The organism is Streptomyces sp. NPDC088553, assembly GCF_044752965.1.
Lineage (GTDB): Bacteria > Actinomycetota > Actinomycetes > Streptomycetales > Streptomycetaceae > Streptomyces.
The window spans coordinates 225099-248144 of record NZ_JBIVMG010000009.1 but is presented as its reverse complement, the minus strand read 5'-3'; the positions used below and the strand labels follow the sequence as shown (position 1 = coordinate 248144).

Here is a 23046-nt window from a genome sequence, read left to right as displayed (position 1 = left end):
TTCGGACCGTCAACGGTGCTGACCTCGGCGCGATGAGAAGGTGTTAGCGCGCCGTCAGGCATGCCCCCAAGGAAGTGACGGGGCACCCGAGCAGTGCGGCCGAGGTCCGGCAACCGCCATCGGCTGCCGGACTCCGTATGTTAGTCAGTCGACGAGGTAGTGGGCTTCGATGTAGGCGACGGTGGAGTCGTACGGCTCCCCGACCGGCTTCAGCATGTATCGGCGGAAGACTGCGGCGGTCGCTCGCCGGGCGCCTCGGTTGCGGGCGTCGGCGTTGTCCCATGCCTGGGCGAGGGTGCGAGTGACCACCTGGTCGATCTCCTCGGCCAGGTTCCGCTCCGTGACCGTGAGGCCGGACGGCGCGTGATCGAGGATGATCCGTGACAGCACACCCACGTGGTCGTCGTCCAGCACGACGGCCTCGGCGGGGTGCTTCTCGGCGTTCACGATGGCGCGGGCGATCCGGAGTGCTTCGGACAGGAACTCCAGGGCGTCCTGCGCGTTCTGGATGATCCGGTCCCGCAGCTGCTTGATCCGCTCCGCAAGGGCCGTGTACTTCGCGGACCCCGGTTCGACGCCCTTGTCGAGGGCGGCCTTGATGTTGTCCAGGATCTCCGCCGCGGATGGTGGCCTCTTGTCTTCGCTTCCATCCTTGGTGGACTTGGGGCGGACGAGGGTCAGCAACTCCTTGAGTATGGCGATGCCCTGGGCGTCCAGGACGAGGGCCTCCTCCTGGGAGGCGACCACGGAGAAGGAGTGGACATGGGCGTTGATGATCTCCAGGACCATCGGCCCCAGCTCGGCCAGCCGTTCCTTCCTCTCCTCGTCGGACGACTTCTTGAACAGGGTCGTGTAGACGGATCCGAACAGCGCGAAGCCGTCCCGATACTTGGCGACCCGCTTGTCGGTGTTGATGAGCGGGTACAGGCGGGCCAGGAGTCGGTAGTCCTTGGAGAACACCTCGGCGGCGCCCGGGTTGGAGTCCAGGAAAAGGTTGATGGCTCGCACGGACTCGTATCCGTGGACCGCGAGGTCCAGGTCGTCCACGTCTACGAAGAGGTCTTCGATCCGGGCGAAGACGGTGCGGAATTCGGCGACCAGCTCAGACAGGTCGGTGACGAACCCGCCACCCTTGCCGGCCCCCGTCGCGGTGGGGTCGACAACGGCCCGCTGGACTTCTTCGGCCAGACCGATGTAGTCGACGACCACGCCCGAGGTCTTCACGAACCCGGTCGGGGACACCCAGGTGCGGTTCGGACGGGTGATCGTCTGGAACAAAGTGTGAGCCTTCAGCGGCTTGTCCAGGTACAGGACGCCCTCGTTGGGGGCGTCGAACCCAGTCATCAGCTTCGCGGTTACCACCAGGAAGCACAGCGGGTCGTCGGCGGCGAGGAACCGGCGCTTTTGCTCCTCCTCCTCGTTCTCCGAGAGCTGGTATGGCCGCATAGCGGGGTCTTCGTCCTTGGAGTCCGAGACGGAGATGTTCACCTCGGCGGTGATCCGCTCATGCTTCCCGACCTCGGAGAGCACTTGCGACGCCTCGAAGCCCGCCAGCAGCTCGTTGATCTTGTCCGTGTACGCCACGGCCAGCTCGCGGTTGAAGGCGACGACCTGGGCTTTGAGGCCGTTGCGGTACGCGCCGGCCAGGTAGTGGTCCACGATGTCTTGGCAGACCGCGCGGATGCGGTTGGGGTTGGCGAACACTGAGGTGAGCCGCCCGAACTTGCGGGATAGGGTTTCACGGTCGGGATCGTCGAGGTCGAAGTCGTCTGCGAACTGGTCGAACTCGGCCTGCAACGCCTGGTCATCTATCTCGAACGAGACGGGGCGCGGGTCCAGCATGACCGGGACGGTCGCCTCGTCCAGTAGAGACCGGGACACCGAGTAACGGTGTAGCACCCTGCCCGGGTCGACCTCCTCACCGAAGAGGGCGAAGGTGTCGGTGGCGAGGCTTCTGATGGGGGTGCCGGTCATGCCGAAGAACTTCGCTTTCGGCAGCGCTGCGCGCATCTGGCCGGCCAGGGACTTCGACTTGGCGGACTGGGTGCGGTGTGCCTCGTCGACCAGCACGATGATGTTGTCTCGGGTGGACAGGTTCTTGCCAGTGTCGGCGAACTTGTGGACGGTCGTGGAGATGACGCCGCGCACATCGTCGGCCAGCAGGGCACGCAGTTCGGCGCTGGTTGCGGGCTGGTGGAAGTAGGCGTCCCCCATCGCGGAGGTGAACACGCCAGAGGTCTGCCGCACGAGCTGAGTCCGGTCCGAGAGCAGGATGATCGTGGGAGACTCGGTTCGGGTGTCGGCCAGCAGCAGCGAGGCGGCGAACACCATTAGCAGGGTTTTCCCGGACCCCTGGTGGTGCCAGACCAGTCCCTTGGACCCGCCCTCCAGGACCCGATCGTGGATCAGGTGCGCGGCCTCCATCTGTGGGTACCGGGGCAGGTACTTCTTGTTCGCCCCGCCCCCGGAGGTGTCGAAGAGCGCGAAGTTGGCGAGCATGTCCAGGACGGCCGCTGGGTTAAGCAACAGCTGAACGGAACGCTGTACGTCGGCCTGCCCGGACAGGTTTTCGTCATCTGAGGTAGACCGGAACGGCTGCCACAGGTTCGTGGGGGCACCTACGGCACCGAACCGTAGCTTCAGCCCGTCGGAGGCGACGGCGAAGACGTTGGGCGTGAAGAACCACGGGTACTCGGTGGCGTACACGTTGTTGATCTCGCGGGCGGCATCTGCCCATGCAGACTTCGAGGTCGGTGATTTCACCTCAACAACTACCAGGGGCAGGCCGTTGACCCAGTACACGAGGTCAAACCGGCGGGAGGTCTTGCCGGGGACAGTTATGGTCACCTCGTCCGACACGACCAGAGTGTTGGCAGTCGGGTGCTCGAAGTCGATGACCTTGAGGGCGTGCCATGCGCCGTCGGCGTCCCGGAACTCCTTATGGCCACGAAGCAGGTGCAGCACCTGTTCGTTGGCCCGCACGAGTCCGCCTTCAACGGCGTTGACCGTGGCGACGATCTCCTCGACCACCGCGTCCACGTCGAATCCGTCGATCACACCCGGGTTTAACTGAACGATGGCGTCACGCAACTGGCTGACGATCACTGTCTGAGTCGTCTCACGTGGCAACCCACGCCCCGCTGTGAAGCCCCATCCCAACGGGAGGGACCACCGGATCATCAGGTTCTGGAACTCACGCTCCCGAACGCCCTTCGCCATAGCTCAAACCTCCAGCTCAGCAGACTCAATCTCGATGGTGCGGTTGAGTAGGTCAGAGAGCAGCCTGGCACGCGCTCCACGGAGACGGTCGGCCTCAGCGTGAGTCGCACCGGCCTGCCCCTCCAACGCGTCCAGCACCTCCGCCGCCTGCTCCTGCTCAGCTCGAGACGGGATCGGAAGGGCCACCGACAAGAGCTGGTCGGGGTTAAGCCGCTTCCGGCGCTGCACGGTCCCCACGACCCTGTTCTGCATCTCAGCCCACAGCCGAGGTGTCCGGCAGGCGTGCTTCATCCACCCAGGAACGATGTCGCCGGCAAGGGTGAAGGTCGGAAACTCGTTGCTTGCCACGAAGCCATCGAACTCTGCAGGAACTACCGTGATCGGCCCCTCCCAAGCAGTCAGCTTCCGCATCACCACTTGATTCTCCCGAAGGACGTTCATCGCGTTGTACTCGGTGTCTGCTCCATCGAACTCAGCCTTGTCCACAAGGCCCTTGCCAGCGTTGAGTACTCCAGCAAGGCGGTACTTCGTTCCCGCTTCCACCCGGGTCCGCACGATATCGAGGTGCATCACGTCGCCGAGGAGCCGGGACTCCGCCTCATCACCCTCAGAGGTGCACCAGAGCAGAGACGCCGCCGCCCGATACACGCCTTCCAACGCTCCCGCCTCAGCATCAAGTGCACTGATCTGTTCGTCGACTGCGTCAATGACCTGAACGATCCGCTCCTGCGTCGGGATTGGCGGGAGGGCGACAGACATCAGCGCGATGCTAGTGGCAGACAGCTCGGTCTGGTTGGTGCTTCCTGTCTGTAGGGATTCGAAGACTGCCTTGCGAGTTGAGAGCACCAGACCTGCGAATCCCAACGCAAAGTAGTCCGGGTCGGGACGCACAATGGTGACGTGAGAGTCGGCAGTCGCAGGCTCGGGTAGCTCGCGGAGTTCAGCAGCCCGGCCGAGCGTGCCGCGTCCGGTGGAGTTGATGAGCACATCTCCAACCCGGAGGTCAGCGTGGTCGGGAACGGCCCTCGAGAGGTCGGTTCGGCGCGCTAGAGAAGGGGCGATTCGATTCTCGTCACGGACGCACTTCTGGTTAAACACCAGGCGGCCCTCATCGACGTACTTCGGGGCCTTCCCTCTCTTGATCGAGTGGCAGACTTCCCCGAGCGTCGTTTCAAACCACTGATCACTCATCGAAGCCCTCGATCCCGGCGTCGGCGAGCACCTTGAGCATCCGCTCTTCGGCGATTTGGCGCTCAGCTCGGGCGACGTTGTAGGCGTCGATCAGCGTGCCGAGGTCTTCCTGCTCGGCGGCGACCTGCTTGACGTACCGCCCGATGTTGAGGTCGTACCCGTTCGCCGCGATCTCCGTGGTGGGTACGAATCGCGCCGAAAGGCCGCCCTCTGCGACGGGGTCGACCGGGTTGCCGCTGGCGTCGAACTTTGAGTGGTAGGCAGCCACCGTGTCAGCGATGTCCGCCGCGGTCAGGATATTGCGGTTCTTAGCCTTGGAGAACCGCGTGGAAGCGTCAATGAACAGCACGCCGCCCTGACGCTCCGGGGCCTTGGTGCCGGGGGCACGGAACACAAGGATGCAGGTCGGGATCGTCGTGCTGTAGAAGAGGTTCGAGGGTAGTCCGATCACGGCTTCCAGGAGGTCGTCGTCCAGGACGCGCTGACGGATGGCTGCTTCCTGGCTGCGGAAAAGGACGCCGTGGGGCAGGACGACGCCGGCCCGCCCCTTCTTCGGGTCCATGCTGGCGATCATGTGCTGCACGAACGCCCAGTCCGCCGACGACTGCGGGGCGACCCCGCCGATGGCACGCGGGTCGTTGCTCCAAGGCTTCCACTTCAGGCTGTAGGGCGGGTTAGCGAGGATCACGTCGAACTGCGCGACCGTGCCGTCCGGCTTCGTGAAGCGCGGATCCTTCAGGGTGTCGCCGACCTCGACTTTGAACTGGGTGAGGTTGTGCATGAAGAGGTTCATGCGTGCCACACCTGCAGTGTCCGGTACGGACTCCTGTCCGTGCAGCTTGAGGGTGTAGCCGCGCCCACCGTGGGCCTTCAGCAGGCTCGCGGAGGCGATGAGCATGCCGCCCGACCCGCAGGTTGGGTCGTACACCGACTCGAAGCTCTTGGGCTCCAGGACCTCGACGATCAGCTCGACGACCTCGCGCGGAGTGAAGAACTGGCCAGCGCGAGTGCCAGACCCGTCGGAGAACCGCTTCAGCAGGTATTCGTACGCTCCACCGAGCACGTCATGGGACATGTTGCCCTCGTGCATCTTCGGAGCGCGGTCCATCGCTTGCATGACCGCCGCCAACACCTCCCCCGCCAACACCTCTTCGGAGGCCCAGGTCATGGATCCGAACAGGCGGGAGAACTTGGCAGGGTTGGCCGTCTCGATGGCCTGCAGGGAGGCCCGGACCCGCTGACCCAGGCCGGGCTGGGTGACGGTGGCCAGGATGGACGACCAGGAGGCACGGCGCTCGGCGACGGTGCCAGGGTGGATGGAGGGGATCTTGAACGTCTGGTAGGTGCGGTACTCGACCTCGTCGGCTTCCTCGGCCGAGAGGCCGAGGTCCTTGTTCTCCTCGAGGAAGGTCTGGTGGTTGTGCTCCCAGGTGTCCGATAGGTACTTCCAGAACATCAGAGGGAAGACGACCGAGGAGTACTGCGCTTCGGGCATCGCCACGCGCAGCTCGTCGGCGGCGTCCCACAAGCGGTTCTCGATCTCCTGCTGGGTCACTGCCATCAGTCGGGGGTGTCCTTGTTCGTCAAAGGGCGGCGGCCGAGGGCCGTGGTAGTCCCGCTGTCCACCCAGTGCCGGCGTGCTCGGCATGTACATGCCGAGCACGCCGGCACTGGGTGGACACGCGCGGGGCGTCGCATGCCTGTGTGGGCGACTCGCCAACGATATCCCTCCCCAGGGCCATGAAATTCGGCAAGCGGCCCGAGCAAACGACGCGGCCAGCAGTGGGTGGACGACCCTGCTTGTTGATCTTTTCCCGCTCCAGCGCGCTGCCGGTCTGCCCCCCCCGTGACACCGACCTGATCACCATCCGCGGTGGTCATGCGGGCTGTGCCGCCGCCCGCATGGCCACTGGCGTAGGCATGCCCAGCATGTCTGGGCAACGGGTTCACTCCATGGCGGGCCGAGAGGGTCCATTGCGTCGCATGCCGCCCCGTCGCCGGTTGGCGGTCATTGCGCTCACCTTGCGGCCGATCTCTCGATTGCGGAACGGAACCAGCCCACTGTCGTCGCGATTCCCTTCTGGATCGGCGGTGGTGTCACCGTGGGGAACAGTGCTCTCAGGCGTGCACTGTCCGCCTGAGAGTGGGGGACGTCACCGGCGCGTGGGGCTTTATTCTCCCGGGCGACGAGCTGGCCGGTCGCCGACTCGATCTCCTGGATCAGGGCCAGCAGCGAGGTGCGGCTTCCGAAGGCGAGGTTCACCGGGCGGGGGTCCATGACCCGGTGGAGGAGAGCGTCGGTGAGGACGTCGCAGATCGTGCCCACGTAGGTGAAGTCGCGGGTCTGGGTGCCGTCGCCATGGATGGTCACTGGTCGGCCGGCGAGGGCGGCGGTGATCCACTTCGGGATGACGGCGGCGTAGGCGTGGTCGGCGCGCTGGCCGGGGCCGTAGACGTTGAAGAAGCGGAAGGGGAGGACCGGCAGGTCGAAGCTGTGGTGGTAGGCGCTCAGGTACGCCTCCGTCGTGAGCTTGGTGACCGCGTAGGGGCTCATCGGGGCGGAGGCGAGGTCCTCGTGTTTCGGCAGGTGGGGGTTGGCGCCGTAGACGGAGGACGAGGAGGCGGCGATCACGTGCGGGCCGCCGGCGCGGCGGGCGGCTTCGAGGACCTGGAGGGTGCCGGTCGCGTTGGCGTGGTGGCTGGCCAGGGGATCTTGCAGGGAGCGCGGTACGGAGGGGAGCGCGGCGAGGTGGACGACGGCGTCGGCGCCGCGGAACGCCCGGTCGAGGAGGACGGCGTCCTGGACGTCTCCCTCGAAGAACTCCACGTCGAGGCCGGCGAGGTTCGCCTTGTCCCCGGTGGAGAGGTTGTCGACGACCCGGAGTCGGGCGACCTGGGGCTGCTCGGTCAGGGCGCGGACGAGGTTGCTTCCGATGAATCCGGCGCCGCCGGTGATCACGATCTTCATGGTGGTTCCCTTCAGATAGATCAGAGGGAGTCGACGTGGGCGCCGGTGAGTCGGCGACGGCAGTCGAGGATGTACGGGGAGTGCGCGCTGATCAGCGGGTAGTCGAAGGCCTCGTGGTCCGCGAGGAGGACTACGGCGTCGGCCGTTCCGAGCAAGCCGGGGGTCACCTCGACCCGCCGGACGCCCTCCAGGCCGGCGGCGCGTGGGTGGGCGTCGTCCAGGACGTGGGGGTCGGCGGCCTGGACCTCGGCGCCCATGCCCGTGAGGAGTTCGACGACGCGGGCCGCCGGTGTCTCGCGGGCGTCCCCGGTGTTGGCCTTGTACGCCAGGCCGAGCAGCAGGATCCGGGAGCCCTTGAGCGGCTTCCCGCGTTCGTTGAGGCCCGCCACGAGACGCCGCACCACGTAGTCGGGCATGTGGTTGTTGACGTCGTTCGCCAGCTCGACGAAGCGGAAGTTCTGCCCCAGGGTCCGTTCGACCCGCCACGAGAGGTAGGAGGGGTCGACGGGTAGGCAGTGGCCTCCGACGCCGGGGCCGGGGGTGAAGCGCATGAACCCGAAGGGTTTGGTCGACGCGGCGTCGATGGCCGCCCAGACGTCGATGCCCAGGTCGTGGGCGAAGATCGCCAGCTCGTTGGCGAGGGCGATGTTCACGTGCCGGAAGGTGTTCTCGAGGAGCTTGGTCAGCTCCGCCTCCTTGCAGCTGGCCACGGGCACGACCGTGTCCACGAGGGAGGCGTAGAAGTCGCGGACCGACTCCAAGGAGGACGGGGTGATGCCCGAGACGACCTTGGGCGTGTTCTCCAGTGTCCAGGTGGAGTTTCCGGGGTCGATGCGCTCCGGGCTGTACCCGAGGTGGAAGTCCAGGCCGGCAGTCAGGCCGGAGCCTCGTTCGAGGAGCGGGCGGAACACCTCCTCGGTCGTCCCGGGGTACGTCGTCGATTCCAGGACGACGGTCGCTCCGCGGGTGAGGTGGCGGCCGAGCGTCCGTGCCGCGTCCTCGACGTGCGACAGGTCCGGTGCGCCGTCGCGCAGTGGCGTCGGGACGGTGACGACCGCCACGTTGAACCCGGCGCAGTCGGCCGGGTCGCCGGTCGGCTGGTAGACGCCGGCGGAGAGGAGCGGTGCCAGCCGCCTGTCCGAGACGTCCTCGACGTACGACTCGCCGACCACGAGCCGCTTGATCCGGCCGGCGTCGACGTCGAGGCCGACGACGCTGTGCCCCATCTCGGCGGCTCGCACCGCGAGCGGGAGCCCGACGTATCCCTGCCCCACGACGACGACGCGGAGTCGACGGGGCTCGTGGTTCCTGGTCATGCGGTCCACCTCGCTGCGGTTCGGGGTTGGGGGTCGGATGGTGGGGACGTACTCGCGGCGCGAGATCCGCCGTGGGTGGTGGCCGTAAGATGGGGAACGCCTCGGCCGTCCGGGACTCGCTTGGCCGCCTGTCTTGGACGGCCGAGTGCTTTTCGGGCTCGGCATGGAGAGGCGGGAAAACCCGCGGGCTGGCCCCACCCCCGGTTCGATACGATGACGGTGGCTTGCAGTCCCGTTCCGTCACCGTGAGTGACGTCGACGTGCGATCGGAGTGATCGCGTCGGCTGCGGCCTCCCGACCTGGGCCCGCCGTGGCAGCGCCACCGGCGCCGTACGTACGAAATGGAGCATCCAAGGATGGCTCGACACCTGGTAACCAGCGCGCTTCCCTACATCAACGGGATCAAGCACCTGGGCAACATGGTCGGGTCGATGCTTCCGGCGGACGTGTACTCCCGGTACCTCCGCCAGCGTGGCCACGACGTCCTCTACATCTGCGCCACCGACGAGCACGGCACGCCGGCCGAGCTGGCCGCCAAGGAGGCCGGGCTCTCCGTCGCCGAGTTCTGCGCGCAGGCGCACGACGCGCAGAAGGCCGTGTACGACGGGTTCGAGCTGGCCTTCGACCACTTCGGCCGCAGCTCCTCGCAGCAGAACGTCGAGATCACCCAGCACTTCGCGCGCAAGCTGAACGAGAACGGCTTCATCGAGGAGCGGGCGATCCGCCAGGTGTACTCGCCGGTCGACGGCCGCTTCCTGCCGGACCGGTACGTCGAGGGCACCTGCCCGCACTGCGGGTACGACAAGGCACGCGGCGACCAGTGCGAGAACTGCACCCGTGTCCTGGACCCGACCGACCTGATCGACCCGCGCTCGGCGATCAGCGGTTCCACGGACCTGGAGGTCCGTGAGACCAAGCACCTCTTCCTGCTGCAGTCCAAGCTCCAGCCCGAGGTCGAGGAGTGGATCGCCACCGTCAGTGCGGAGTGGCCGCACCTGTCCACGTCCATCGCCCGCAAGTGGCTGACCGAGGGCCTGAACGACCGCGCCATCACCCGCGACCTCGACTGGGGTGTCCCGGTGCCGGCCGATACCTGGCCGGAGCTCGCGGCAGAGGGCAAGGTCTTCTACGTCTGGTTCGACGCCCCGATCGAGTACATCGGTGCGACGAAGGAGTGGGCGGACGCCGCCTCCGACGGTGAGACCCGCGACTGGAAGTCGTGGTGGTACGAGGCCGACGACACCGTCCGGTACACGCAGTTCATGGCCAAGGACAACGTCCCCTTCCACACGGTGATGTTCCCGGCCACCGAGCTCGGTGTGCGCGAGCCCTGGAAGAAGGTCGACGTCGTCAAGGGCTTTAACTGGCTGACGTTCTACGGCGGCAAGTTCTCCACCTCGCAGAAGCGCGGCGTCTTCACCGACGCGGCCCTGGAGATCCTGCCCGGCGACTACTGGCGCTACTTCCTGATCGCCAACGCCCCCGAGTCGGACGACTCCTCCTTCACGTGGGAGCACTTCACCGCCACGGTGAACAAGGACCTGGCGGACACCCTCGGCAACTTCGTCAACCGCGTGCTGTCGTTCTCCCGCAAGCGTTTCGGCGACGAGGTCCCGGCCGGGCACGCCGCCGGCGAGGCGGAGGCGAAGCTGGGCGAGGAGATCGCACGGCTGCTCGGCGAGTACGAGGAGCAGATGGAGGCCCTGCAGTTCCGCAAGGCCGCTGCCGCCCTGCGTGCGCTGTGGTCCGCGGGCAACTCCTACCTGGAGGAGAAGGCCCCCTGGCTTGAGATCAAGACCGACGCCGACGGCGCCGCGCTGACGCTCCGTACCGCGATGAACCTGATCCACCTGTACGCGGTCGTCTCCGAGCCGTTCATCCCGACGTCGGCCGCCGCCATGCGCGGGGCCTTCGCCCTGGAGAACGACACCGCGACCTGGGTGACCGCCGACCAGGCCAAGTCCCTGGGCACTGTTCCGGCAGGCACCGCGTTCACGGTGCCGCCGGTGCTCTTCGCGAAGATCACGGAGGAGGACCTGGAGTCCTACCGTGAGCGCTTCGGCGGCGCCCCGGAGGCCTGACAGGCGTCCCCGCCCCCGTACCGTCCTGACTCTCATCGGGCGGTACGGGAGTGGAGGAGGACGGGCAGGTCCGCGGGCGAGACATTCATGAGCCGCACGCGCGGAGCCGGGCCGTCGATCTCTACGCACGTGACCCCGGCGGACCCGGGCACGTGCTGGAGGTACCGGTCGAAGCCGTTCCCGGTGAGCCACAGCAGCAGGCAGGCGATGCCCCCACCGTGCCCGACGAGGACGGTGGTTCGCCGCTCGCCGGAGCAGACCTCGTCCCAGAGGTCCACGTAGCGGGTCTGGACGTCCTCCGACGACTCGCCGCCCGGCGTGCGAAGCTGGTGGATAGGCACGCCGTGGCGAGCGGCCTCGGCGGCGGCGAGCTCCCTGGGCCGGCCTCCGAGGTGACCGCTGTCCTTGGCGGCCAGACGCTCGTCGACGCGGACTTCTGCCGGGGCGAGCGCGGCGGTGAGGAGCTCGGCCGACTCCCGGCAACGGGACATCGGACTGACGAGCATCTGGTCCACGGCGACCCCGGCCGCCGCGAGGCAGGCACCGACCCACCGTATGTCGGCGCGCCCGCGCTCGCTGAGCCGCCCGCCGACCGCGCGGCCCTGGTGGATGCCCTGGAGGTTCTCCTCCGTCTCGCCGTGCTTGACCAGGTAGATGCGTTGGGTGTTCATGGCGTCGTGTCCCCTCACTCCGGTCAATCCCAGTGGCGGACGTCGACGCGTGCGGAGACGGCGGCGGCGACCTCGTCGTGCTCGGCCTGGCTCATGGCGGGGAAGCGGTCGTGGTGCCACTCGACGTAGAGGACGGAGACGAGGCCGATCGTCCCGTCAGCGAGCAGCTTCCTGAGCACGGGGTACTCGGCGCCCTCGATGTCCATCTTCACGACGACGTGGTCACCCGGCGTGGCGGTCCGGCGGAGCCAGGCGCTGAAGTCCACCGCCGGTACGGCGACGGGGGAGCTGTAGTCGATCTGCTGGTCGTACATGGGCGGCACCCGCTTGTCGGGCATCACGGTGGAACTCTCGTGGTGGCCGAGGAAGAGGTCGATCGTGCCGTCCTCGGTCCACACCGCACTGGGGGAGACCTCGACCAGGCCGGCGTGCTGGGCCTGCTCCACGTTCGCCGTGATGGAGGGGAGCAGGGTCGGGTTGGGCTCGAAGGCGTAGAAGTCGTGGTCCGGGAGCTCGTGCATGAAGCGCTTCAGCACGATTCCGAGGTTGGCGCCGCAGTCGACGAAGATCTTGCGCATGTGAGTCAGTCCTCCAGGTGGGTCATCGGAGCGCTGAGGTCGATCTCCCGTACGACGCGATCGGCGAGCAGGACGAAGTCGCCGGTCTGGGGGAGGTAGCAGCGCTCCTCGTAGCGGATGGTGATGCGGCGGACGGGTTCCTCGCCGCGGTAGGCGGGCAGATCGCCCCACCGGTAGAGCTGGCCCCCGGGCGCCTTGAGGTGACGTAGGCACCGGGGCAGGAGGCTCTTTCGAGTACCGGCGTTGAGCCGGGTGAACATGGCGGTCAGGAAGGCGACGTGCTCGGCCGACCGTTCCTCGTTCCTGTGTGTCCGGCCGTAGGTCTGCTTGAGCTGGTACAGCTGGTTCGGGTCCCCGTCGGCCTGGACGAGGAGATCGCGAATCCGCCGGTCCCAGACGATTCCGAGGTGTCCGTGGAGGACGGGCTCGTCCGTCAGGAAGTAGCCCTCGACGCGGCCGAACTCACGCTCGTACGGGCACATGTAGTCGTTGTAGAGACCTCGCGTCGCGCCGGAGGCGGTCTCCACCTGCCAGTGGATGCGGGCGGTGAAGGGCGAGTCCCACCACCCCAGATGCCAGGGCTGCCACAGCAGGTCGGCGGCGCTGAGCAGGATCACGGTGAGCGCGACCGGTGCGGCGGGCCACCCGAAGGCCGTGTCGTACTCCGTGCCGGGGAGCAGCCCGATGACCGTCGCGAGTCCGGCGTTGACGGCGATGTTCTCCCAGAAGAGGATGCCGGAGGCGAGGGCGACGGCGAGGTTGAAGAGTGCGGTCGCCACCAGGATCGCCATCATCAGCCGACGGTCGAGGAAGGCGACCAGCCCGGCGGCCTCCACGACCATCGTGAGGATGTTGACGGGGCGGTCCACGACCCTCGCCCGGCGCAGGAGCTGAGACACCTTCCCAGACGGGAGGAAGCGCGCCCAGCCCCAGGAGTACGCCGAGGCCATGAGGTAGTGCGTGCGGTTGTGCCAGGCCCACGACCAGGGGCGCGGCCCCAGACAGGCCTTGCTCCAGGCCGGCTTGACGTAGTGCGACAGCGAGACACAGCCGAGTACCAGCACCAGACCCGCCGTGGAGTCGGACGGGGGCGGAGTGAGGACCGCGGTCACGAGGAACCAGGCGAGGTACCCCTTGAGCAGCCTCACCGACATCATCGCGTGGTGCTGCCAGCCACGCAGCCTGCCGCAGAACACGGCGATCCACGCCAGCAGGGCGGGAGCCCAGAGGTAGGACACAACGGCGAGGAGCAGGAGGAGCAGTTTGTCCCTACGTTGGGGACCGATGGGTAGCGTGACGTCGTAGTCGCTAGTGGTGCCTCGCCAGGTGAGGAGGGCGATCACGGAGACGACGAACCAACGCAGCTGCTCGGGGAGAAGCGACGGGCGGAGGGCCAAGGGGGCGATGACCGCGACGGCCGCACCCATGGCCAGTGGCGTGGGGCGCCGGGCGAGGGCCCGTACCGCAGGGGAGACCCCGAATCGGTAGCAGGCCACCGCGGCGGCCACGACCGCCGCGGTCACCACGTAGGAAGGAACTGGGGGAGTCGGCATGTCGACTACCCCGCGATCGGCGCGGGCATCGGCCGGTCGCCGGCCGGCAGGCTCTCCAGGTACGAGGCGATCCGTTCCCGGGGATCGGCTGCGAGGTACAGGTCGCGGTGGCGTACGACGTTGTCGCGGAGCACCGGCCGCCTCGCGAGGAAGTCGAAGACGGCTCGCCGCTCGACGCGCGGGGCGGCAGTGCCCAGCCCGGCCTCGTCGACGACCTTGGCGCACCAGTGCTGGTCGTAGGTCGGCAACGGGACGAGGTGGACCGGTTTGCCGAGGACGAGGGCCTCGCTGATCAGGTTGAAGCCCGCGTTGGAGAAGACGGCCTCGGAACGGGCCATGTCCGCGATGAACGCCTCGCGGTCGAAGGCGCGTATCTCGATCCGGGTGTCTGCGTACCCACGCAGGGACCTCAGTTCCGCCGGCTGTGCGTAGATCCGCAGCGTGCGGTCCGGTACGGACCGGCGGAAGACCGAGGCCAGCTCGCGGACGGACTCCTCCGGGCCGTGGTCGAAGTAGCGGGAGAAGTAGGCCGTGACGAGGGGCTCGGTGGTGACCTGCGCCGACCTGACGAGATCCGGAACGACGGGGGAGATGAACTCCACCCTCTGGTCCTCGGCACTCAGCGGGACGTAGGAGCAGATGAAGGACCGGTCCATGCGGGGCGCGAAGTACCGCAGCCGTTGCTCGTCGGCCGTACGGGCGTACCGGCCGACGGTGGGGAGGTCGAGGTGCCGGTACTTGCTCTGCTGGTCGATGGAGACGAGCGGCCGACCGAAGTGGTAGGCGAAACGGGGGGTGTTGGGCTCGTAGTCGGTGACGAACACGTCCGGGACGCCGCTGTTCCGGATGGCCCGGCGCAGCCGGAGGTGGCGGAGGAGACCTCCGGGCGCCTGCCGGATGTTCGCGCGCAGGGCGTCGCGGGCGTGGATCCGGTCGCCGCGCGCGAGCAGCGTCGGCATCCAGGCGTCCCAGGCGGGGAAGCCGAGGTCCCGGAAGTACTCGACCCTGCCCTGGCCGTTGGTGACGATCCGGACCCGATGTCCGCGGTCGCGGAGGTACTGGGCGATCACGCTCTGCCGGACGGTGTGTCCCATACCGATGCCGTTGACACCGATGATGACGTCGAGCGGTCGTACGTTACTGGTTCCGTTTGCGGGCACGACGATCCCATCCCTTCGGTCAGGAGAGCCGGGTGATGACGTTGCGGGTGACCGTGGCGACCTGGGGATCGGTCGCCAGGAGGCGTGCCCAGTCGGTGGTGGCGGCCGTGAAGACCGTGCCGCCGGCGGTGAAGACGCCGAGCGTGGCGGCCCGGGGGCCGGACATCGGCTCCCGGGCGGCGAAGTTCCAGTCCGGGGGGAGCTCGGCGACGCCGAGGATCTCGAAGTCCTTCGGCGTCCCGTCCTGGCCGGTGGGACGCGGGCGGCCGGCGGCGTCGTACTCATACGCCGCGCCGTCGCACTCGTAGCCGATCAGCGCTCCGCCGTGTCCCAGGCTGTCTCCGGTCCTGAGCTCTGTGCCGGCGAAGGCCCAGTGGCCGGCGTCGGTGACGACGAAGCCCTGGGAAGCGCGGGTGCCTTCCCAGTGGCCCCCGCCGTTGCGGTAGCTCACGCCCAGGAGGGTGTTCTCCGGCTCCGACTCCCACCAGTGGTCCGGGCACCCGTACGAGCTGTCCGGGTCGGTGCCGGCGGGCGCTCCGGGCGGGAACTTGCCGCAGGACAGCCCCGTCCCGCCCGGGGCGACGTCGACACGCCACCAGCAGGTGTTGGCCCCGAAGTTCGCGATGTGGCCGCCGACGTCCCGGAAGGCCGTCACGTGGCGTCGGAGGTCGGTGCTCCAGTACTCGTCGTGACCGGCGGCGACCAGGAGGCGGTATCCGTCGCGCAGGAACAGTTCCTCGTGGAGGTCCAGGTCGGTGCAGTAGTCGGCCTCGATCCGGTTCCGCTCCATCCAGGCGATGAAGGGGGCGTCCCAGTGGGCGAACGTCTGCCGGGGCGATGACGGGTCGTACGCGTCCGGCAGGCCCTTCACAGGCCCGCCGACACCACCCCCGGGACGGCGCGTCGTGACCTGGGCGGCGCTGTAGAGGCTGCCGCCGCCCGCCGTGTTGTACGCCTGGTAGGTGAAGGTCGGGATCTTGTACAGGATCCTGCGGCCGGAGGGCGCGGAGGGGGTGACGACCAGGAGGATGCGTGCCTCGCGGGCGTCCAACGGCGGTATGCCGGAGCCGCGCTCCGTGCTCAGCACCGCGACGTAGACACCGGACCGCCACTCCGGGGGTACGAGGAACTCGTACGCGGGCCACTGCCAGTCCGCGTCGAAACGTCCAGGAGACGCGGCACGGCCGGGCCACTCGACGTGCCCCGCGTGCTGCGGTTCGGCTCCCCAGCGGTAGAAGTCGACGTGGAAGCGGGGCGCGGTGGTGGCGATGTGCAGGCGCACCACCTCGCCGGCCCGGACGCTGGGCCGGGCCGCGTAGCCGTTGACGGTGGTCACGCGCCCTCCTTGGCGCGGGCCACGCCGGCGAGGTGGAACAGGTCGATCGCCTCGACGCGGGCGTCCCAACCCAGACCGCTCAGCTGGGAGGTGAGCTCGGTGGAGTCTCGGAGCACCTTCACGGCCATGTGACGGGAGCCGTCAGAGAGGGTGCGATGGACGGTCGGCACGGGCGCCGCTTCCACCCGGTCCTCGATCTCCGCCTTCGCCGGCGAGTCGTCGAGGAACACCACGCGACCGCCGGGCACCAGAGTCCACCTGAGCAGGTTCCAGAACGCTTCCATCTCCACCGGCGGCACGTGGCTGAGCCAGAACGCGAAGAACACCGTGTCGTACTGGCGGTCCGGCTCCCAGCCGAAGACGTCGGCTTCGACGAACCGGGTCTCGGTTCCTCGCATACGGTCGCGGGCCCGGCGGAGCATCTCCGGCGCCGCGTCCAGCGCGGTCAGGCTGCGGGCCCGGTGCGAGAGCAGCCGGGTCCACTGGCCCGTGCCGCAGGCGATCTCCAGGACGTCACCGCCGATCGGCAGCGAGTCCAGGGCCTTCGCGAGCCGCGGCATGTCCATGCGGGTGCCGTACGTGGCGTCGTACTCGTCGGCTCGCGCCCGGTAGTAGGCGATCTGCCCTCCGGACCAGTCGCCCGGACCGCCCTGTCGTTCTTCCGTTCCGGTCACGCTGTGACCACCCCTCTCGGCTGTTCACGGAGCCGTGGTGCTCCGTGCCGAGAAGACTGCCGAGCGGCGCTGGTCAGCGGGCTGTCGTGGTGTCGCACCCGCGGTGCAGCACCGCCGCTGTCCAGGGCGACGGGTGCACCTCGCCCGGACCTGGCCCGAATCGCCCGGGTGCTGCATCCGTGCTGAACTCCCGTCGCAGCGAAGGCTCTACGCCGCTGGTCAGACCGCCCTACCCTGTTACCGTCGTCGGTGTCGGTCGAAGGAGCTCAGGTGGCCACGGTGCAGCGCTGGACCGGACGGGAGGCGCGTGCTCTGCGGCTCGCGACGCGACGGAGCGTGCGTGGCTTCGCGTCCTACCTCGGCGTCAGCGACCGGACGGTGTCCAACTGGGAGGCCCGGGGCGAGGAGATCGTCGTCGCACCGGACTCCCAGGCGTTACTCGACACGGCGTTGGAACGGAGCGACGCGGAGGTGCGGCAGCGCTTCTGGGACTCTGTCGGTGCTCCGACGCCCGAGGTCGCGCCGGCGCCGGACGAATACCGCCCCATACCTGTTCCGGAGCCCGGCTTGGTGCACAGGTCCGAAGATCTCGAAGGGCTCGTCTCCGTACTCCGTGAGGCGGCGCAGGACGACACCGTCGCCACGGTCGCCCTGTGCGGCCCCGGCGGGTTCGGAAAGACGACGCTGGCCACGCAGGTGTGCCACGACCCGCGTGTACGGGACTCCTTCTCGGAGATCCTCTGGGTGGAGACCGGCGAGGGATGCACGGCTGCCAGGGTCGTCGAGCTGATCTCCGACCTGTGCGTCCACCTCGACGGCAACCGTCCATCGCTTGCCGATCCGGAACAGGCCGGCTTCCACCTCGCCCGCCTGCTCCAGGGACGACGTGCGCTCCTCGTCGTCGACAACGTCTGGTCCGCCACCGACCTCGGCCCCTTCCTGCTCGGCGGCGAGGACTGCGTACGGCTCGTGACCACGCGGAACGTGCGCGTCTGCCCCAGCTCCGCCCGAGTCGTGCGCCTGGGGCCCATGGCCCCGGGGGAGATCCGCGAGCTGCTCGTCCGCAACGTCGGTGCCCTCGGCGATGCCGAGGCCGCGCGCCTCGCAGGCGTGTGCGGGGGCTGGCCGCTCCTCGCGTCGATCGTCGGCGCGAACGTCTCTCAGGAGGTCGGTTTCGGCGCCCCGGCCGACCGCGCCGTCACGGAGACGAACGCGGCGATCCGCGCGTACGGCCCTCAGGCTTTCGACGTCTGGGACTCCGACCAGCGCAAGAACGCCATCGGGCAGGCGCTCGAATCCAGCCTCCGCAGTCTCGCGGAGAGCGTCTCGATCGCCGGCCGCACGGACCTGCGAGACCGGTACCTGTCCCTGGCGGTGTTCCCTCCGTCGGTGCCGATCCCCATGTCGGTCCTCACCCACTGGTGGGGCACCGCGAACGGGTGGGCCCCTCACGTGGTGCGCCAGTTCTGCCGGGTGCTGTCCGACCGGTCCCTGATCGGCGCCTACCTCGCCGACCGGAACGCCATCGTGCTGCACGACGTGTTCCGGTCCTATCTGCGCCATCTGATCGGTGACCAGTGGGCGACCCTTCACCGGTCCCTGACCGAGGCGTACCGGCAGAGCACGGACGGTGCCTGGGAAACGCTCGCTGATAGCGAGGGATATCTGTGGCGTCACCTCCCCTACCACCTGCGTGAGGCGGGCCTTGACGCCGAGCTCGTCAGCCTGCTGGCCTCGCCGACGTACGTCATGCGCAAGGTCGCACTGGTCGGGCACCAGTCGCTGACCGCGGACGCCGCCGTGCTCGACGCCATGCCCGAGCGCCACGATGCCGGCCACCCGCAGCACCAGGTGTGGGCCACCGCCCGGGCCCTGACCGGTGCCGGGTATCTGCTGAACGGGCTGGAGAGCCCGGCCGACATCGCCTCGACCCTCTCGATCGTGCTGCGGCGGGCATCCACACCCGAGGCCACCCGAACCTTGGAAGGCGCGGCGGGGGAGGGAACGGTGCTCGCCCCGCGGTGGCTGTTGCCGCCCCCTGAGGTGAGCTCCGAGGCGGTGACGGAGCGCGGTCACATCGGTGCGGTCGTCAGCGTGTCCGCCGTCCGCGACCTCGTGGCATCAGGCGGCGAGGACGGGGTGGTCAGGCTGTGGAACCTGAACACGGGCAGGCTCCTCCGAGCCCACGAAGCCCATACCGGATGGGTGTTCGCAACTGCGCTCTCCGGGGACGGGATGGTTCTCGCCTCAGCGGGGGACGACGGAGCGATCCGACTGTGGCGCACGGACACCGGCGAACCCGTCGGGGTGCTGCCCGGGCACAACCGCCGCATCCGCAGCCTCGCCTTCTCCTCAGCCGACTCGGTCCTCGTCTCCGGTGCCGAGGACGGAGCCGTATGCGCGTGGGACCTGGAGCGGCTGGTGCTCCTGCGTACGATGCGGGCCGCCGGCACCCCCGTCTGGTCCGTGGCGATCGGCGGGGACTCCGACTCGCTCGTGGCCGTGGCCGGAGAGGACGAGTTCGTCCGACTCTTCGACCTGCGCACCGGCCGCCTCCTCGACGAACGTGCGGAACACCAGGATTGGGTCCGCTCCGTGTCCTTCGCCCCCGGCTCCTCCCTCTTGGCCTCGGGGTCTGGTGACCGTTCCGCAGCTTTGTGGGACACGGCCGACGGAAAACTCGCGCTCGTCCGCCGGATCACCGGCCTCAAGGCGCGCGTGCGCGCCGTCGCCTTGTCCCCGCGTGACGACGTCCTCGTCGCCGCGACCGAGGAGCCGAGGATCCAGGCGTTCTCGGCGGAGACGTCAGTAGGTGAGACACAGCTCCCGCAGGGCGTCGACTGGGTGCGCTCACTCGCCAGAACGGGTGACGGCACCGTGGTCGCCGGGTGCGAGGACGGCGCTGTCCGTGTCTGGGCCGTGGGGAAGGGCAGGCTCAGGACCCTGGTCGGTGGCTCGAACACCGTGTGGTCCACGCAGTTCGCGGCCGGCGGACGTACCGCTGTGGTCGGCGACGGGGACGGCGGCGTCGCCGTCGTCGACACAGCGACGGCGGCGGTCGGCCGGCGGCTGCCCCCCGCCCATGGACGCGTCTGGTCCCTGGCCTGCGGCGAGGAGCACGTCGCCGCGGCTTGCGGCGACGGGGCGGTCAGGGTCTGGTCGCTGCCTGACCCGGCCTGGTCGCTCACCTTGAACCAGGACACTCCGCGAACGTGGGCTGTGGCGATGGCCCGTTCGACGCCTCGTATCGCTGCGAGCACGGGTGACGGACACATCCGGTGCTGGGATCTCCCCACCGGGACGCTGTTGTGGACTCAGGACGTGCACGCCGGTCGGCTGCGATCGCTCTCGTTCGACGACAGCGGAGACGTCCTGGTTGCCTGCGGTGGTGACGGCTCGGTGCGCGTATGGCACGCCCCCACCGGGGATTTCAGAAGCCGGTTCAGCAGCCCCAGCGGATGGGCTCGCGCCGTCACCGTGGACGGTCCGGGCGACCGCGTGGCGGTCGGGTCGGGAACCGGAGACATCGCGGTACGGCATCTGGGGACGGACCGGTTCACCTCCCACCTCTCCGGTCACACGGGCCGCATCCTCATGCTGGGCTTCATGCGCGACGAGGACCGCCTCGTGTCAGCTGCGGCGGACGGGACGGTGCGCGTGTGGTCGCTCGACGATCAGCGGCAGATCGCCGAGGTCCGAGTGGACGCCTCACTGCACTGCGCGGCCTTCGAGCCGGCGACGGGTGAGGTGCTGGTCGGGAGCGCGGCTGGCGTCGTGGCCCTGGGGATTATGGACACGTGAGCGACATGCGAAGGGCTTTGGACACGATGACAGAGAAGACCTCCCACGACTCGGGCGATGCGGCTGGAGCGCCGGTCATCCTGAGCAACGAGCCCGGCTCGTTCGCCTGGGGCGTGCTGGCCAAGCGCCACCCCGCCCTCATCCAGCAGGTGCGAGACGCCTTCCCGTACGGCCGCCAGCAGCACGAGGCCCTCGACGCCCTGCTGGACGAGATCACCAACGGCGTCATCGAGCCGCTCGCCCCCGGGGAACACGACCGTGAGCGCTGGGCGGACTGGGGGCAGGAGCACTTCGGGCGCTCCTGGTACGACGCCCCGTTCCTGTGGGCGGAGAGCTACTTCTACCGCAGGCTCCTCGGCGCGGTCGGCTACTTCGGCACCGGGCCGTGGCAGGGAGTCGATCCGTTCGCGCCGTTCAAGCGGGCCGAGCTGCGCGGTGAGGCCGTGGAGGAGGAACTACGGGCCCTGGACGCGCTCGCGAGCGTTCCGGCGGACGAGCGGGCTGCTGCCCTGCTCCACGCGTCGCTCTGGGGTAACCGGGCGGACCTCGGCTTCCGCGTCTCGGCGGGGGAGCCGGCAGCCGGTGACGCCGCTGCCTCCGCGCTGGTGGCTGACGACAGCGCCTTGTTGTGGCAGCTGTTGCCCGTCGGGGGCTCCTCGACCGTCGCCGTGGTGGCGGACAATGCGGGGCGCGAGCTGATCCCGGACCTGATCCTCATCGACCACCTCCTCGAACAGCGGCATGCCGAACAGGTCGTGCTTCACCTCAAGCCGTACCCCTACTACGTCTCCGACGCGATGACGGCCGACGTCGTCGACTGCCTCCGCCGCCTCACCGAGGCACCCGGCGAAGCCGGTGTGATCGGAGGCCGGCTGTGGAAGGCCGTGGCAGCAGGGAGCCTGGAGGTCCGCACCCACCCGTTCTTCTGTGCTCCGCTGCCGTACGAGGACATGCCCGAGGACCTCCGCGGCGAGTTCGAGGGCGCCACGCTCACCGTCTTGAAGGGAGACCTCAACTACCGGCGCCTGGTGGGCGACCGGCTGTGGGACGCCAAGGCGTCCTTCGCCGATCTCACCGCGTACTTCCCGGGGGCCGTCGCGGCGCTCCGGACCCTGAAGTCCGACGTCATCGTCGGTTTGGAGCAGGAAGTGCTGGACGGGCTCGAACGGTCCGGGGCTGCCTGGCGTACGAGTGGAACGCACGCGTTGATCCAGGTGCGACGGTAGGGGATCTTCGTGACGGTCGAGGCCCAGAGAGCGGTCGCCGCTGCTGTCGTCGTTCGGGGCGAGCGAGTCCTGCTCGTGTGGCGGAAGGGGCGCTCTCGTGGCAGTTCCCGGCAGGGAAGATCGAATCCGAGGAGACTCCTGGGGAAGCCGCAGCACGTGAAACCGAGGAAGAGACCGGGCTCCTGGTGGTGCCCCAGAGTGTGCTGGTGGCGACCGCTAGCGCGTCATCTCGGCACTGGCTGCAGCCCAGCTTCTCGCTCTGCAGCCGGCTGTAGTCGGCCCACTTTTCCAGCGAGCCCGGTGTGCTGAACTTGGCTGGCTTCTGGTCCGCAGCCGCGCACAACAGGCCCAGCACTCGCAGTTGGTACTCCACATGGACCAGCATCCTGAACGGACCCTGATCTTGGTCCGGTGCCGCGACGAGGTCGGCGATGGTCAATATCCACTCCAGAACGCGCAGGGCGGGCAGGGCAGGCCTCCACGCCCATGGAACAACCGAAGGGCATCCGGCGATCAGATTACTGTCGCCTTATCAAATCCTCCGAAGCCTGCCTGGTGCGGGGTCACAGCGACGGTATTCCTGCAGACCAGCGTAAATCTGAATCGGTGACCCTCCGCCCCGTCTGGTAGGGAGCAGGTAGGGGCGATTGTCTGCTCAGACAGGTCAGGCTTCGTTGTCGGGACGGGCCCCTTTGCTGCCGAATAGCCAGGCATGGGCAAAGAGATCGCCCTGAAGGAGTTCGCGCATACCCTTGCGACCGGACGGAGGACGGGGTGGGGTTCCCAGTGGTGAACCCAGCGGATCAAAACGTTTCGCGTACGCTTCGGCTTACTCCAACCACTCCGACTGCATCCTAGGTAGTTCCGATCCGGCGGGCCGGTCCGTTGCTCCGTCAGCCTGTGCTTGATGGCAGGTTCCTTCGGCGGGCCGTGGGCGCAGTGCCGAAGTAGGGTGGTCGGGCAGCCCGGGAGCATTCGTTTCTAAATCACGTCCGGGTTTCACCACGCGTACCGGCCCTTCGTCGACAAGCACCTGGTGTAGAGAGCTCAGGGATCTCCCGGCAGAGGATGCCGACTCTCATTCGCTCGTGACGCTCTGGCTGCCCTGCCATCCTCCGGCAAGGGAAAAGGTGCCTCTGACCTTTACTTTCTCCCATGGTTAGGACTCGCGACCTCCTTCCTGACGCACCACGTGGAGTGCGTGGCGATCCTGGAGCCGGTTAAGAAGGACGCCTGAGTCGGGGATCGCGCGTGGGGGGTCGGGTGACCCCA

The 23046-nt window shown here is 68.3% G+C and carries 15 protein-coding genes; 4 read left to right on the top strand and 11 right to left on the bottom strand.

Annotation, left to right across the window (positions count from 1 at the left end; genetic code table 11):
- Positions 1–144: 144 nt before the first annotated feature.
- From ACIP8Z_RS29530 to ACIP8Z_RS29510, 5 genes are all read right to left on the bottom strand, one after another.
- The gene (locus ACIP8Z_RS29530) at positions 145–3219 is read right to left on the bottom strand and encodes a type I restriction endonuclease subunit R (protein WP_402088799.1); all 3075 of its coding nucleotides are present in this window, start codon (positions 3217–3219) and stop codon (positions 145–147) included.
- A 3-nt stretch (positions 3220–3222) separates the two neighbouring features.
- On the bottom strand, positions 3223–4410 hold the full coding sequence (locus ACIP8Z_RS29525; RefSeq protein WP_402088797.1) for a restriction endonuclease subunit S: 1188 nt from the start codon (positions 4408–4410) through the stop codon (positions 3223–3225).
- The gene (locus ACIP8Z_RS29520; protein WP_402088794.1) at positions 4403–5971 is read right to left on the bottom strand and encodes an N-6 DNA methylase; all 1569 of its coding nucleotides are present in this window, start codon (positions 5969–5971) and stop codon (positions 4403–4405) included. The genes ACIP8Z_RS29525 and ACIP8Z_RS29520 overlap by 8 nt, the downstream gene beginning before the upstream one ends.
- Before the next feature lie 456 nt (positions 5972–6427).
- Positions 6428–7378, bottom strand: a complete 951-nt coding sequence (locus tag ACIP8Z_RS29515) for an NAD-dependent epimerase/dehydratase family protein (RefSeq protein ID WP_402088791.1) — start codon at positions 7376–7378, stop codon at positions 6428–6430.
- A 20-nt stretch (positions 7379–7398) separates the two neighbouring features.
- Positions 7399–8694 carry a nucleotide sugar dehydrogenase gene (locus tag ACIP8Z_RS29510; protein ID WP_402088789.1) on the bottom strand — a complete coding sequence of 432 codons (1296 nt, stop codon included), beginning with the start codon at positions 8692–8694 and terminating at the stop codon, positions 7399–7401.
- Between the two features lie 356 nt (positions 8695–9050).
- Here ACIP8Z_RS29510 and metG point away from each other — a divergent pair, with 356 nt between their 5' ends.
- Entirely contained in the window at positions 9051–10775 is a 1725-nt protein-coding gene (gene metG / locus ACIP8Z_RS29505) for a methionine--tRNA ligase (RefSeq protein WP_402088788.1), read from the top strand.
- A 32-nt stretch (positions 10776–10807) separates the two neighbouring features.
- On the opposite strand, the gene ACIP8Z_RS29500 is transcribed toward metG, so the two are convergent.
- Genes ACIP8Z_RS29500 through ACIP8Z_RS29475 form a run of 6 tightly spaced genes read right to left on the bottom strand, consistent with a single transcriptional unit; the run spans position 10808 to position 16747 of the window.
- Positions 10808–11446: a histidine phosphatase family protein gene (locus ACIP8Z_RS29500; RefSeq protein WP_402088785.1), complete on the bottom strand. Its 639-nt coding sequence runs from the start codon at positions 11444–11446 to the stop codon at positions 10808–10810.
- A gap of 23 nt (positions 11447–11469) precedes the next feature.
- A complete protein-coding gene (locus ACIP8Z_RS29495) occupies positions 11470–12024 on the bottom strand; it encodes an FkbM family methyltransferase (RefSeq protein ID WP_402088784.1) in 555 nt (184 codons plus the stop codon).
- 5 nt (positions 12025–12029) lie between these two features.
- Positions 12030–13577, bottom strand: coding sequence for a hypothetical protein (locus ACIP8Z_RS29490; RefSeq protein ID WP_402088782.1), 1548 nt, complete (start codon positions 13575–13577; stop codon positions 12030–12032).
- A gap of 5 nt (positions 13578–13582) precedes the next feature.
- Complete coding sequence (locus ACIP8Z_RS29485; RefSeq protein ID WP_402088779.1) at positions 13583–14737, bottom strand: glycosyltransferase family protein; 1155 nt, start codon at positions 14735–14737, stop codon at positions 13583–13585.
- Between the two features lie 19 nt (positions 14738–14756).
- Positions 14757–16073 (bottom strand): N,N-dimethylformamidase beta subunit family domain-containing protein, encoded by a 1317-nt coding sequence (locus tag ACIP8Z_RS29480; protein ID WP_402088776.1) that lies wholly within the window; start codon positions 16071–16073, stop codon positions 14757–14759.
- Complete coding sequence (locus ACIP8Z_RS29475) at positions 16070–16747, bottom strand: class I SAM-dependent methyltransferase (RefSeq protein WP_402088773.1); 678 nt, start codon at positions 16745–16747, stop codon at positions 16070–16072. The genes ACIP8Z_RS29480 and ACIP8Z_RS29475 overlap by 4 nt, the downstream gene beginning before the upstream one ends.
- Positions 16748–17017: 270 nt before the next feature.
- Between ACIP8Z_RS29475 and ACIP8Z_RS29470 the strand changes: the two genes are divergently transcribed.
- From ACIP8Z_RS29470 to ACIP8Z_RS29460, 3 genes are all read left to right on the top strand, one after another.
- Entirely contained in the window at positions 17018–20548 is a 3531-nt protein-coding gene (locus tag ACIP8Z_RS29470; protein ID WP_402088771.1) for an NB-ARC domain-containing protein, read from the top strand.
- Between the two features lie 26 nt (positions 20549–20574).
- Entirely contained in the window at positions 20575–21774 is a 1200-nt protein-coding gene (locus tag ACIP8Z_RS29465; RefSeq protein ID WP_402088768.1) for a damage-control phosphatase ARMT1 family protein, read from the top strand.
- Between the two features lie 77 nt (positions 21775–21851).
- Positions 21852–22049 (top strand): NUDIX domain-containing protein, encoded by a 198-nt coding sequence (locus ACIP8Z_RS29460; protein ID WP_402088766.1) that lies wholly within the window; start codon positions 21852–21854, stop codon positions 22047–22049.
- Positions 22050–23046: the final 997 nt, after the last annotated feature.